Source organism: Paraburkholderia sp. J10-1 (assembly GCF_905220165.1).
Classification (GTDB): Bacteria; Pseudomonadota; Gammaproteobacteria; order Burkholderiales; family Burkholderiaceae; genus Paraburkholderia.
Window position 1 is genome coordinate 324813 of record NZ_CAJMYW010000004.1, and the last position, 13052, is coordinate 337864.

General features: G+C 65.6%; 11 protein-coding genes. 4 read left to right on the plus strand and 7 right to left on the minus strand.

Features of this window, described 5'->3' with window-relative positions:
• Positions 1-94 precede the first annotated feature (94 nt).
• The 7 genes from U5A65_RS16615 to U5A65_RS16645 all read right to left on the minus strand — a co-directional run bounded on the left by U5A65_RS16615 (position 95) and on the right by U5A65_RS16645 (position 8738).
• Positions 95-298: an acid-shock protein gene (locus tag U5A65_RS16615; protein ID WP_321907527.1), complete on the minus strand. Its 204-nt coding sequence runs from the start codon at positions 296-298 to the stop codon at positions 95-97.
• A 286-nt stretch (positions 299-584) separates the two neighbouring features.
• Complete coding sequence (gene metH, locus U5A65_RS16620; protein WP_321946875.1) at positions 585-3395, minus strand: methionine synthase; 2811 nt, start codon at positions 3393-3395, stop codon at positions 585-587.
• Positions 3365-4435 carry a homocysteine S-methyltransferase family protein gene (locus tag U5A65_RS16625; protein ID WP_321907528.1) on the minus strand — a complete coding sequence of 357 codons (1071 nt, stop codon included), beginning with the start codon at positions 4433-4435 and terminating at the stop codon, positions 3365-3367. The genes metH and U5A65_RS16625 overlap by 31 nt, the downstream gene beginning before the upstream one ends.
• Before the next feature lie 214 nt (positions 4436-4649).
• Entirely contained in the window at positions 4650-4907 is a 258-nt protein-coding gene (locus U5A65_RS16630) for a DUF3567 domain-containing protein (protein WP_158756783.1), read from the minus strand.
• A 189-nt stretch (positions 4908-5096) separates the two neighbouring features.
• The gene (pcaD, locus tag U5A65_RS16635; RefSeq protein ID WP_321907530.1) at positions 5097-5885 is read right to left on the minus strand and encodes a 3-oxoadipate enol-lactonase; all 789 of its coding nucleotides are present in this window, start codon (positions 5883-5885) and stop codon (positions 5097-5099) included.
• A gap of 417 nt (positions 5886-6302) precedes the next feature.
• A complete protein-coding gene (locus U5A65_RS16640; protein WP_321907532.1) occupies positions 6303-7703 on the minus strand; it encodes a DUF3108 domain-containing protein in 1401 nt (466 codons plus the stop codon).
• A 120-nt stretch (positions 7704-7823) separates the two neighbouring features.
• Positions 7824-8738 (minus strand): IclR family transcriptional regulator, encoded by a 915-nt coding sequence (locus U5A65_RS16645; protein ID WP_321946826.1) that lies wholly within the window; start codon positions 8736-8738, stop codon positions 7824-7826.
• A gap of 117 nt (positions 8739-8855) precedes the next feature.
• Between U5A65_RS16645 and U5A65_RS16650 the strand changes: the two genes are divergently transcribed.
• The 4 genes from U5A65_RS16650 to U5A65_RS16665 all read left to right on the plus strand — a co-directional run bounded on the left by U5A65_RS16650 (position 8856) and on the right by U5A65_RS16665 (position 12970).
• Positions 8856-9848, plus strand: coding sequence for a fumarylacetoacetate hydrolase family protein (locus U5A65_RS16650; protein WP_321907535.1), 993 nt, complete (start codon positions 8856-8858; stop codon positions 9846-9848).
• 226 nt (positions 9849-10074) lie between these two features.
• Positions 10075-11205, plus strand: a complete 1131-nt coding sequence (locus U5A65_RS16655) for an ABC transporter substrate-binding protein (protein WP_415765068.1) — start codon at positions 10075-10077, stop codon at positions 11203-11205.
• 59 nt (positions 11206-11264) lie between these two features.
• Entirely contained in the window at positions 11265-12089 is an 825-nt protein-coding gene (locus U5A65_RS16660; protein WP_321907539.1) for an enoyl-CoA hydratase/isomerase family protein, read from the plus strand.
• Between the two features lie 131 nt (positions 12090-12220).
• The gene (locus U5A65_RS16665; RefSeq protein ID WP_321934375.1) at positions 12221-12970 is read left to right on the plus strand and encodes a PhaM family polyhydroxyalkanoate granule multifunctional regulatory protein; all 750 of its coding nucleotides are present in this window, start codon (positions 12221-12223) and stop codon (positions 12968-12970) included.
• The last annotated feature ends 82 nt before the right edge of the window (positions 12971-13052 follow it).

Below are 13052 nucleotides of genomic sequence, written 5' to 3' on the forward strand. Positions count from 1 at the left end.
TGCCCGCCTGGGCACCCCCGCCTGATCCGATGCTCCAAAAGCAAAGAGCCCGCAATGTTGCGGGCTCTTTGCTTTTGTTCACCTTAGGCGCACGTTACTCGCTGGCGGCCGCCGGCTCGGCAGCGGAGGCCTCCGACTTCTTCACCTTCTTTTTCTTCGGCTTCTTCACGTGCTTTTCGGTGGGCGCCGAATACGACGTTACCGGGCTCGCCTGCTCCGGCGCGGCCGGCTGGGCGAACGACGGCTGCGCAAGCGCCGCCACGCCGAAGGCGGTCAACATCAACATCAGCTTCTTCATACGATTTCTCCGTCGAGGTTGCTTCGATTTTGCGTTTTAAGGATTTGCTGATGATCGAGCCGGCGCGGCGTTGCCGCGTGTGGCCGGGCGTCATGCAGGTGCTGCCGGGTCATACGAGGGTCTTGCCGGGCCATCTTACAAAGCCGAAAAATTGCGCGCGCGTAATTTTCACCTTGCCGGATGGCGTATGTCGGGCGGTGACAACGGGGGTAGTGAAGCGGAGGGGCGCAGCAGGAAGAAGCGCGCCGCACAAGGGCGGCGCGCAGTACCGTCTGTGAATTGAAGCTTAAAGCTGCGGCGCGAGCGCGCGGCGGGCGTCCTCGTCGGAGAGCGACATGCGGCGCGCGTAGTCGGCGAGCTGGTCCTGGCCGATCTTGCCCACCGAGAAGTACGTGCTGTCCGGGTGCGCGAGGTAGAAGCCCGAAACGCTCGCAGCCGGCAGCATGGCGAGCGATTCCGTCACGCTCATGCCGACTTCGCCCGCCTGCAGGAAGTCGAACATGTCGCGCTTCACGAGGTGGTCCGGGCAGGCCGGGTAGCCGGGAGCCGGGCGAATGCCCGCGTACTTCTCGGCGATCAGCGCGTCGTTGTCGAGCGTTTCGCTGGCCGCATAGCCCCACAGGTCGCGGCGCACGCGCGCGTGCATCGCTTCGGCGTACGCTTCCGCGAAGCGGTCGGCGAGCGCCTTGAGCATGATCGCGCTGTAGTCGTCGTGGTCCTTCTCGAACTGCGCTTCCTTCACGTCCACGCCAATGCCCGCCGTGACCGCGAACATGCCGATGTAGTCGGCCACGCCCGAGTCCTTCGGCGCGATGAAATCGGCAAGCGACCGGTTCGGGCGCATCACGCCGTCCACCACGGGGCGCACCGACTGCTGGCGCAGATTGCGCCACGTGAGCGCGACTTCGCTGCGCGATTCGTCGGTATAGATTTCGATGTCATCGTCGTTGACCGTGTTGGCGGGCAGCAGCGCGATCACGCCGTTGGCCTGCAGCCAGCGGCCCTGGATCAGGCGCGCAAGCATCGACTTCGCGTCGGAAAACACGCGGCGCGCCGACTCGCCCACGATCTCGTCGTTGAGGATCTGCGGATAGGGACCTGCGAGATCCCACGTCTGGAAGAACGGACCCCAGTCGATATAGTTCGCCAGTTCGTTCAGGTCGAAGTTCTTGAACACGCGGCGGCCGATGAACTTCGGCTTCACGGGCTGGAAGTTCGCCCAGTCGATCTTCGTCTTGTTCGCGCGCGCCTCTTCGAGCGTCACGAGCGGCTGCGCCTTCTTGTTGGCGTGCTGCTCGCGAATGCGCTCGTAGTCGGTCTTCAGTTCGTCGATGTACTTCGTCGCGCCTTCGTCCGAAAGCAGGCTCGACGCCACGGAAACCGAGCGCGACGCGTCCGGCACGTACACGACCGGGCCTTCGTAGTGCGGCGCGATCTTCACCGCGGTATGCACGCGCGAGGTGGTCGCGCCGCCGATCAGCAGCGGAATCTTCTTCACGCGGAAATAGTCGTCGCGTTGCATTTCGCTCGCGACGTAGGCCATTTCCTCGAGCGAGGGCGTAATGAGCCCCGAGAGGCCGACGATATCCGCGCCTTCGACCTTCGCCTTCGCGAGAATCTCGTTGCACGGGACCATCACGCCCATGTTGACCACTTCGAAGTTATTGCACTGGAGCACCACCGACACGATGTTCTTGCCGATGTCGTGCACGTCGCCCTTCACGGTCGCGATGACGATCTTGCCCTTCGCCCGCACGTCGCCGCCCGCTTCGGCGAGCTTGCGCTTTTCTTCCTCGATGAACGGAATCAGGTGCGCCACGGCCTGCTTCATCACGCGCGCCGACTTCACCACCTGCGGCAGGAACATCTTGCCCTGACCGAACAGGTCGCCGACGACGTTCATGCCGTCCATCAGCGGGCCTTCGATCACATTGATCGGCCGGCCGCCGGCGCCCATGATCTTCTCGCGCGCTTCTTCGGTGTCCTCGACGATGAAGTTCGTGATGCCGTGCACGAGCGCGTGCGCGAGACGCTTCTCGACGGGCTGGTTGCGCCACTCGAGGTTCTCTTCCTTCTTCGCGGCGCCGGCCTTGAACTTGTCGGCGATTTCGAGCAGACGGTCGGTCGCGTCGTCGCGGCGGTTGAGCACCACGTCTTCCACGCGTTCGCGCAACTCGGCGTCGAGGTCGGCGTACACGCCGAGCTGGCCCGCGTTGACGATGCCCATGTCCATGCCCGCCTGGATGGCGTGATAGAGGAACACCGTGTGGATGGCCTCGCGCACCGGGTCGTTGCCGCGGAACGAGAACGACACGTTCGACACGCCGCCGCTCACCTTCGCGTAGGGCAGGTTCTGCTTGATCCAGCGCGTGGCTTCGATGAAGTCCACCGCGTAGTTGTTGTGCTCTTCGATGCCCGTTGCCACCGCGAAGATGTTCGGGTCGAAGATGATGTCCTCGGGTGCGAAGCCCGCTTCGTTCACGAGGATGTCGTAGGAGCGCTTGCAGATCTCGGTCTTGCGCGCGAACGTGTCGGCCTGGCCCTGCTCGTCGAACGCCATCACCACGCTCGCCGCGCCGTAGCGGCGAATCAGCTTCGCGTGATGCACGAACTGCTCCTTGCCTTCCTTGAGCGAGATCGAGTTGACGATGGCCTTGCCCTGCACGCACTGCAGGCCCGCCTCGATCACGTCCCACTTCGACGAGTCGATCATGATCGGCACGCGCGCGATGTCGGGCTCGGAGGCGATGAGGTTCATGAAGCGCACCATCGCCGCCTTCGAGTCGAGCATGGCTTCGTCCATGTTGACGTCGATGACCTGCGCGCCGTTTTCGACCTGCTGGCGCGCAACCGCGAGCGCCTCGTCGAACTGGCCGTTGAGGATCATCCGCGCGAAGGCCTTCGAGCCGGTCACGTTGGTGCGCTCGCCCACGTTGATGAACAGCGTGCCTTCGGTCACGTTGAAGGGTTCGAGGCCGGAAAGGCGCAGGGTATGGTCAGTCATGGCGTGGGACCGGATCGTATGTTGTTTGGAGCGGGACTCGGAAGCAGCGGTCGAACGTGTTCTCAGGCGGCGTCGCGGTACTGGCCGGGCCAGCGGCGCGGCTTGATTTCAGCGAGCGCCCGGGCGATGGCCGCGATGTGCTCGGGCGTCGTGCCGCAGCAGCCACCCGCCACGTTCACGAGACCGGCGCTTGCGAACTCCTTGAGCAGCGTCGAGGTGTCGGCGGGCGTTTCGTCGAAGCCCGTGTCGCTCATCGGATTGGGCAGGCCCGCGTTCGGATAGCACGAGACGTACGTGTCGCACAGCTTCGCAAGCTCGGCGATGTACGGACGCATGAGCGCCGCGCCCAGCGCGCAGTTCAGGCCGAACGTGAGCGGCTTCGCGTGGCGCAGCGAGTTCCAGAACGCCTCGACGGTCTGGCCCGAGAGAATACGGCCCGAGGCGTCGGTGACGGTGCCCGAGATCATGATCGGCAGATTCTCGCCCGTGTCTTCGAAGAGCTGGTCGAGCGCGAAGAGCGCGGCCTTGGCGTTGAGCGTGTCGAAGATCGTCTCGACGAGAAAGAGGTCGCAGCCGCCATCCATGAGCGCCTTCGCCTGTTCGTAGTACGCGCGGCGAAGCTCTTCGAACGTGACGTTGCGCGCGCCCGGATCGTTCACGTCGGGCGAGATGCTCGCCGTTTTCGGCGTCGGCCCGATTGCGCCTGCGGCGAAGCGCGGCTTGTCCGGCGTCGAATACTTCTCGCATGCGGCGCGCGCGAGTTTCGCCGACTCGATGTTCATCTCGACGGCCAGCTCGCCCATGCCGTAGTCGTCCTGAGCCACCGTGGTCGCGCCGAACGTGTTGGTCTCGATGATGTCCGCGCCCGCCGCGAGATACTGCTCGTGAATCTCGCTGATGATCTGCGGTTGCGTAAGTGAGAGCAGCTCGTTGTTGCCCTTGATGTCGCGCGGGTAGTCCTTGAAGCGCTCGCCGCGGTATGCCGCTTCGTCGAGCTTGTAGCGCTGGATCATCGTGCCCATTGCGCCGTCGAGGATCACGATACGCGAGGCGAGCAGCGCGGGAAGCGCTGCGCCGCGCGTGTATTTGGCGTCCCCGGCGGGGCGCGAGGCAAGGGCTGCGGGCTGGTTCATGGATCGCGGGCGGGCGTGGTGCCGGTTGAACTGGGAAACCTCATATTGTAGCCGCTGCGGCAATGGGCCGCTGCCCGCGGCGTCGCGCGCGAGCAACCGTGGCGGCGTGCGCGCAAGGGCAAACGAAGCGGCCAAAAGAAAACCCCGCCAGGCAAGCCGGGCGGGGTTTCGTGTGAAGGACGCTGCGCGTTGAGTGCCGCGGGGTGCGCTAGCGTCAGTGAAGCACAACGGGTTGCTGCATGAGGCTGTCGAACTGTCCGAGGAATTCGTCGACTTCGTCGAGCGACTGGTCTGCGTCCATCAGTTTTTGCACGTCTTCGCGAAAACGTGCCGCCATCACGCCGTCGATGAAGATCTCGCGGCGTGCGTTTTTGTCGACGATCTCGTAGCCGCCTGCGCGCATGGCGCTGTGGCCGTCCTGCGGTGGGAACTCGACGACGCAATAGTTGGGACTGTTGTAGATCATTTGCATGGCGACACTCCTTTTTCCTGTGCTCCCTGACCTTCTCGGTCAATACTTGGAGCGTTCGTTCTGGAATTCAAGGGGTGGGTCCCGCATCACCTCTTATGTGGACTGCTCTCCCTTTTTATACTTCACTTCTCAACTGCGTCTGCTGCCACTGCCATGATGCATTTGCTTCGAACTATTACTTCGAACTGCTTAGACCAACTGCTTGAGAAACGTTTCGAGCAACGCGGTGAAACGGTGAGACTCCTCTACCGGGGCCAGATGCGCGGCATCGAGCACCACGAAATGCGACCCTTCTATCGCTCTTGCCAGCGCCTGCGTCATGGCCATCGGCGTGCCGCTGTCATGGCGGCCTGCCACGGCGAGCGTCGGCACGCGCAGTTGCGCGAGCCTCTTTTCCACGTCGAAATCGCGTAGCGCCTCGCAGGCCATCGCATAGCCTTCTGCAGGGGTCCGTAATAAAACGTCACAAATTCGCTCGACAGTCGGCGCATGCGTGTGCCGGAAGTCGGCGGTGAACCAGCGCGCCATCGTCGCGTCGACGAGCGCGCCAAGACCGTCGCTGCGCACGGTGGCGGCGCGCTCGTTCCACGTTTCGCGCGCTTGTGCCGGCGTATGGCTCGCCGTGTCGCAAAGCGTGAGCGTCGTTACGCGTTCGGGGTAATCGAGCGCGAACTGCTGCGCGATCATGCCGCCCATCGACATGCCAACGAGATGGGCATGCTCGACACCCGTTGCGTCGAAAAGCGCATCGAGGTCGGCGGCGAGATCCACGAAGCCGAAGGGCTCGCTTGCGACCGCACTTGCGCCATGCCCACGCACGTCATAGCGCAGCACGCTGTGACGATGGCGGAAATGTCCGGCGAGCGTGTCCCACACGCCAAGGTCGCCGCCCAGTTGATGAATGAACGCCAGCGCGGGCCCACCGCTCCTGTCGTCGAAGACATAGTGCGTATCGATGCCGTTGACAGTCACTTGCATGGGTTCCTCCTTCGCCTTCCAGGCTGGGAGTCAAGCCGTTTGCGAGGTACTGCATGCACGCGATGCTGGTGGAGCAATCCGCGCGCCTGGGGCGCGCAGACGATGCGCGATGCGATGTTCGTTAGCTTGTGTGTCGCGTCCCTGTTTGCTGCGCTGTTTATTGTGTTGTGCCGATTTTGTCCGTCTTTTGCAGCGTTGTATCGGTTTGCTGGTGCTGGTCCGTTCGTTGATTCGCTAGTTGCGCGCGGTGTCGTGTTGCCGTGTTTCGTCTGCTTGTTTTTGGCCCTTCATGCTGCGCGCAACGCCTTGCGATCCTTGACGCATGGCTCGATTCCAGTATGCGCCATTTCACGCGTTTGTGTCGTGAAGCGGGCCGGCTGGATCGGGCGATGCGTGCGTTTGCGTGCGGTGGCGCGCTCAGGGATGCTCGGGCGCGGCGCCCGGCGAGGCGGGGGACGGTTCGTCATCCGCGGACGGTTGCGACGTTGATTCTGTCTGCGCATTGGCGGGTGGCGCCGGTTGCTCTGGCGATTGCGGCTGCGGCGCAGAGTCTGGCGCAGTCTGCGGTGTTGCGGATTGTGGCGATGTTGTGTCGGGTGTGGCGTTGGGCGTCGCGGCGGTCGTGGGCGCGGCCGTCGAGGGCTCGGACGTCGGCGCGTTCGCAGCGCTCGGCACCGTCAGCGCGCCACGCCACACCAGTTCGAACTGGTTGCCACTCGGCTCGGTCTGCACGAGGCGCACGGGCAGCCAGCCGAGCGCTGGCGCGAGCCACACGTCGATGCGCCGCTTGTCGCCCTCGCGGCGCGGCAGGCGCATGAAGTGGCGAGCCGTGACGTAGCCATGATCCGTGCTCACGGTTTCGTCGCCGATCGTGGTGATGGGCCAGGTCTCGCCGCTGTCGTTGTCCGCGACATAGAACTCGCGCGTGACGCCCGGTTTGTACGCGTCGGGGTCGCCGCGCACGAGGCTCGCGAGCTGCATCACCATGCTGAAGCGGTCCTGCGCGCCGTCGGTCAGCGCGAGCGAGTTGGGCGTGCGCGTGAACACGATCTGCTTGTCGGTGCGATTGAAAATCGTCACGTCCGAAGGGCGATGGCCGCGCTTTTCGATGTACTGATCGGGCGCGAGGCCGAAGGCGTCCACGCGGCCCTTGCTCGTCCAGCTGAACTCGCCGACGAAGGGCAGGGGCACGCGCACGACCATCTCGTAGGCTTGCCCGTCGCTTGACCAGTGGATCGTGCCGGGCTGATTGCGCACGCCGTTATAGAACGTGTCGTACTGCAGTTCGCCCGATGGGGGCACCGAAAACTTCAGCCCATGCGAGGCCTGCGTGGCTTGCGCCGAAGGCTGCTTGCCGTTGCCGGGCGCGGTGCTTGCCGTGCCGTTTTTGTCACTCGAGCCGTCGGCGCTCGCGGCGGCTTCTGAAGCGGCTGCGGGCGTAGGCGCCGCTTGCGTATCCGGCGGCGAGGCAGGCGCTTTGGGGTGCGGTTTCGGCGGCGCGACAGCATGCAGCGTATGCGGCTCGGCAGGCTTTGGCGCGGGTTTGGGCGCGGCATGCGCGGGCGCCGCCGCCGGGCCCGCGGGCCGTGCCTCGCGCTCGATGCGCTCGGGCTTGAGAAGCGCCACCTGCACCGGCACACGCACGTGCGCGACCGGCGGCGGCGCGCCGTGATGCCGCTCGAACCATTCGGCCGCGAGCCAATGGAGCGCCGTGACCGCGACGAACACGCCGACCCAGCGCCACGCGCGCGAGCGCTGCGAGCTGCGTGAGTCGGTGTCGAGGCGGCGAGCCTCGCGCGGGGCGGCGGGGGTGGACATCGGCGGTTCGTCAGTCTGTATCTGTCGGACGTTACTGTGACACAACGTGCCGGGGACGCGCAGAAACCCAGACGCCGCGCGAGGCGGGGTCACATGCAGCCCGCCCGGGCTGTCCAGCGTTCAGCGCGGCGTCGGACTGTACCCCAATTCGTACGACAGTTTCTCGGCGCAACCGCGCAACGCAGTGTCCACGGCGCCGTTCCAGGCGATATCGAACGCGCCTTCGTGACCGAGCGCGATGAGCCCGAGCGCGAGTTCGCCGCTCGCGTCGAACACGGGTGTGCAGAACGCGTGGATGGTCGGCAGCAGCATGCCTTCCACGCGGGCGGCGCCATGCTCGCGCACTTGCGCGAGTGCGCGTTCGAGCGCTTCTGCCGTGCGCGGCGTGGAACCGTACGAGTAGTGCTGCGCGCCCGCGAGTTCGCGCTCGATCATCGGGGCGGTCTTGCTGCGCGGCAGGTAGGCGGCGAACAGCAGGCCCGTGGCGGAACTGAGCATCGGCATGACGTCGCCGAGCTTGAGCGACGCTTTCGCCGGGTGGCTCGACTCCAGCCAGTGCACGACGGTCGGCCCCTGGTTGCCCCACACGGCGATGCCCACGGTAATGTCGAGCGCGTCGCGCAATTCGGTGAGCGCGATGCGCGCGAGTTTGACGCCGTCCACGCGCGCCAGACGGGCAAGGCCGAGCTGCAAGGCGAAGCCGCCCAGTTCGTAGCGGCCCGAAAGCGGGTCCTGCGCAACGACGCCGAGGCGCATGAAGCTCACGAGATAGCGATGCGCCTTCGCCGGGCTCATGCCCGCACGCTGCGCGAGGTCGCGCAGCATCATCGCGCGCGGCTCGCTGGTAAGTACTTCGAGCAGGCGAAAGCCCACTTCGATCGACTGGATGCCCGAGCGCAGCTTTTCTTCGCCGGCTTCGGGGCCTTCAGAGCCTTCCGGGGCTTCGGCGGTGTCGAGGGCGTCGGCGAGATCTTCGGCGTTCGTGGCGTCTGTGGCGCTCGCGCGTGGCGAGGCGGATCGGACGGTAGGCGGCATGGAGGCGTTGTGGTGTTCGATGTACGGCAACTGAGGGCGTGCGGCGCGCCCCGCTTGGGCACCGCCGATTCACCATCGTAGAATACATTTCCCTTATCGTCACTCACGTCTGATTCCATGAAACTTGCCACGCTGAAGGACGGCACCCGCGACGGGCAACTGATCGTCGTTTCCCGCGACCTGCGCAGCGCCGCCATCGCCGACGCGATCGCGCCCACGCTGCAGCGCGTGCTCGACGACTGGCGCTTCTACGCGCCGCAGCTCGCCGAGCTGTATGACGCGTTGAACTACGGGCGCGCGCGCAACGCGTTCAGCTTCGACGCGCGCGACTGCATGGCGCCGCTGCCGCGTGCGTACCAATGGGCGGATGGCTCGTCGTACGTGAATCACGTCGAACTCGTGCGCCGCGCGCGCGGTGCCGAAATGCCCGCCGAGTTCTGGACCGACCCGCTCATGTACCAGGGCGGCAGCGACGACTTCATCGGACCGTGCGACGACATCGTGTGCGCATCCGAGGCGTTCGGCATCGACTTCGAGGCCGAAGTCGCCGTCGTGACGGGCGACGTGCCGATGGGCGCGAGCCCCGACGAAGCGCTCAGGGCCGTGCGGCTCGTCACGCTCGTCAACGACGTCTCGCTGCGCAACCTCATTCCGGCGGAACTCGCGAAGGGCTTCGGCTTTTTCCAGAGCAAGCCGGCCAGCGCGTTCGCCCCGGTGATGGTTACGCCCGACGAACTCGGCGAACACTGGCGCGAAGGGCGCGTGCATCTGCCGCTCATCGTGCACTGGAACGGCAAGAAGGTCGGTCAGCCCGATGCGGGCACGGACATGGTGTTCCACTTCGGCCAGTTGATCGCTCACGCCGCGAAAACGCGCAATCTGCGCGCGGGCGCCATCGTGGGTTCGGGCACGGTCTCGAACAAGGACGCCAAGCGCGGCTACTGCTGCATCGCCGAGAAGCGTTGCCTCGAAATGATCGAAAGCGGCCAGGCGAACACCGAATTCATGAAGTTCGGCGACAGCGTGAAGATCGAAATGCTCGACGAAGCGGGCAAGTCGATTTTCGGTGCGATCGATCAGGCGGTGGCGTCGCTCCACGGCGAGCAGTGACGCAGCAGTGACACGCAAGCGCTGAAGGGTTTCGCCGGATGCCGCGCGCCACGCGTGCGGCTACACTGGCGAACGCCCTTTTTTCTTCGAGAGAAGTCGGGGAGACCAGTCAAGGTACGAGCCGTAGAAGCACGCAGCATCCGCATGCAGAAAAAAACGCAAAACGAATGCATAACGACAAGGAGACATCGTGAACGCTTCTCGCCCCAGCCGTCTTGCTGCACGCATCGCCCTGCTGTTCAGTATCGGTGTGCCTACGCTTGCGCTCGCGCAGGTCAAGATCGGCCTCGTGCTGTCGCTCACGGGCCCGGCCGCCTCGCTCGGCATTCCTGCGCGCGACACCGCCACGATGTTCCCCACCGAGATCGCGGGCCAGAAAGTCCAGTACATCGTGCTCGACGACGCCTCCGACACGACCCAGGCCGTGCAGGACACGAAGAAGCTCATCGACGAACAGCATGTCGATGCGATCATCGGCTCGTCGATCACGCCCAATTCGCTCGCGATGCTCGACGTGATCGCGCAGGGCGAGACGCCCACCATATCGCTGGCTTCGTCGGCGAAGATCATCGAGCCCGTCGATGACAAGCGTCACTGGATGTTCAAGACGCCCCAAACCGACGCGATGATGGCCGGCGCGATCATGGAGCACGCCGCCGCGCACAACGTGAAGACGCTCGCCTATATCGGCCAGGCCGACGCGCTCGGCGAGACGTTCTATGCGGAGATCGCGAAGGCCGCGCAGCAGCGCAACATCAAGCTCGTCGCTAACGAGCGCTTCAATCGCACCGACCCGAGCGTGACGGGGCAGGTGCTCAAGATCGTCGCGGCCCACCCCGACGCCGTCGTGGTGGGCGCCGCCGGCACGCCTGCCGCGTTGCCGCCGAAGGCGCTCAAGGAGCGTGGCTACAAGGGCGTCATCTATCACAACCACGGCGTGGGCAATCGCGACTTCCTGCGCGTGTGCGGCGCCGACTGCAACGGCACGTTCCTGCCCGCGAGCCAGGTGCTCGTGGCCGCGCAGCTGCCCGAAGATGCGCCTGGCCGTCGCCTCGCGCTCGACTATATTTCGCGCTACGAAGCACGCAACGGCGCGGGCACGGTGTCGGCGTTCGGTGCATACACGTGGGACGCGGGCCTCCTGCTGCAGAACGCAATACCCGTTGCGCTCAAGGCGGCGGCGCCCGGCACGCCCGCGTTTCGCCACGCGCTGCGCGACGCGCTCGAAGCGACGCACGATCTGCACGACACCAATGGCGTCGTCAACATGAGCGCCACCGATCACCTCGGCCTCGATGCGCGAGCGCGCGTGATGGTCGAGATCCGCGATGGCAAGTGGGTGTATCAGCCGCATTGATGAGCCGCACGGTCATCGCATTCATGTAATCAGCAATCCGAAGCAAAGGAGGTCCGCCGATGAACGATCCTTTTTACGCCCACTATCATGCGCTGCGCGTGCGGCGGCATGAACACGGCATCGTCGAGATCGTGATGAGCGGCGAGGGCGCGAACAAGAGCGGCCTCGCGACCGCCGACGCGAATATGCACCGCGAACTCGCCGAAATCTGGCGCGACGTGGACCGCGATCCCGACGCGCGCGTCGCCGTGATTCGCGGCGAGGGCAAGGGCTTTTCGGCGGGCGGCGACCTGCAGCTCGTCGAAGACATGGCCACGCATTTCGACGTGCGCGCGCGCGTGTGGCGCGAGGCGCGCGACCTCGTCTACAACGTGATCAACTGCGGCAAGCCGATCGTCTCGGCCATGCACGGCCCGGCAGTGGGCGCGGGGCTCGTCGCGGGGCTGCTGGCCGACATTTCCATTGCGACGAAAACGGCGCGCATCATCGACGGCCATACGCGCCTCGGCGTCGCGGCGGGCGATCATGCCGCGATCGTGTGGCCGTTGCTGTGCGGCATGGCGAAGGCGAAGTACTACCTGCTGCTGTGCGAGCCGGTGAGCGGCGAGGAAGCGGAGCGCATCGGCCTCGTCTCGCTGGCCGTGGACGAAAACGACTTGCTGCCGAAGGCGTTCGAAGTGGCGAAACGTCTTGCGGGTGGTTCGCAAACCGCGGTGCGCTGGACCAAGTACGCGCTCAACAACTGGCTGCGCATGGCGGGGCCGACCTTCGACACGTCGCTCGCGCTCGAATTCATGGGTTTCGCGGGACCGGACGTGCGCGAGGGCGTGCAGTCGCTGCGCGAGCGCCGCGCGCCCGATTTTCCAGGCGGCGATCCGTTCTGACGCGCGTTGGTTCGTGCGTTGGTTGGCGCTTTATACCGATTTCTACTTTTGCGCGCGCTATCATCGAAGAGATCGTTTTGCGCCGCCGCCGCGTGCGCATTTGACCACCTATCTATGCGAGGGAGATCCGCATGACCGACCCAGCAGGCACCTTGCCGCCGTTCCCGGGCTTTCCCGGCTTTCCGCCGGCCGAAATGCTCGACCGCATGTGGGGGATGATGCGCCTCACGCCGTTCGGCGGCGCATTTCCGGGTACTGAACCGGGCGTGGCGCAAGCCTTCGGCCCGTCGCTTTCGATGATGTCCGACATGATGACGCCGCTCACCAACATCGAGGAACTCGACAAGCGCATCACCGATCTGCGCGCCGTTGAGCAGTGGCTCAAGCTCAATCTCGGCATGCTGCAGTCCGCCATCCAGGCGCTCGAAGTGCAACGCGCGACGCTTTCCACGCTGCGCGCGTTCGGCGCATTCGCGCAGGCGCAGATGACGCCAACGCACGCCGAGTCCGAAGCGCCGAGAGCGGGCGCCTCGCGCGAGCGAGCCGCCGAGCCGGAAGGCGCGAGCGCCGGCGATGCGGCCGAGGGCACCGCATCCGCGCCGCCGGGCTTCGACGCGGGTTCGTGGTGGAATCTCGTGCAGGCGCAGTTCAACCAGCTCGCGCAGTTCGCGATGGCGCAGCCGGCCGCCGCCGCGGAGGCGGCGCAAGCCGCAGCCGAAGCGGTGAGCGAGGCGCAAGCGAAGACCGCGGCCGCGGCAGCCAAGCGTAGCAGCGGCAGCGCCAAACGCGCCGGCAGCGCCAGCGGCGGCAACGGCAACAGCAGCGGGGCGGCCCGCAGCGCGCCGCGCGGCGCGAAGAAGGCACCGGCGCAGCCGGAATAAGGCGCGCGGCGTCACGTTACGAAGAACGGTCCCGGGGGACGCAGCAGAAAGGCAACGCCGGGACAAAAGCTGCACAACAGCG

Coding starts and splice junctions, on each gene's coding strand:
- U5A65_RS16660 (WP_321907539.1), top strand. CDS start 11,265: ATGAACGATCCTTTTTACGCCCACTATCATGCGCTGCGCGTGCGGCGG.
- U5A65_RS16640 (WP_321907532.1), bottom strand. CDS start 7,703: ATGTCCACCCCCGCCGCCCCGCGCGAGGCTCGCCGCCTCGACACCGAC.
- U5A65_RS16645 (WP_321946826.1), bottom strand. CDS start 8,738: ATGCCGCCTACCGTCCGATCCGCCTCGCCACGCGCGAGCGCCACAGAC.
- U5A65_RS16625 (WP_321907528.1), bottom strand. CDS start 4,435: ATGAACCAGCCCGCAGCCCTTGCCTCGCGCCCCGCCGGGGACGCCAAA.
- U5A65_RS16665 (WP_321934375.1), top strand. CDS start 12,221: ATGACCGACCCAGCAGGCACCTTGCCGCCGTTCCCGGGCTTTCCCGGC.
- pcaD (WP_321907530.1), bottom strand. CDS start 5,885: ATGCAAGTGACTGTCAACGGCATCGATACGCACTATGTCTTCGACGAC.
- U5A65_RS16630 (WP_158756783.1), bottom strand. CDS start 4,907: ATGCAAATGATCTACAACAGTCCCAACTATTGCGTCGTCGAGTTCCCA.
- U5A65_RS16615 (WP_321907527.1), bottom strand. CDS start 298: ATGAAGAAGCTGATGTTGATGTTGACCGCCTTCGGCGTGGCGGCGCTT.
- U5A65_RS16650 (WP_321907535.1), top strand. CDS start 8,856: ATGAAACTTGCCACGCTGAAGGACGGCACCCGCGACGGGCAACTGATC.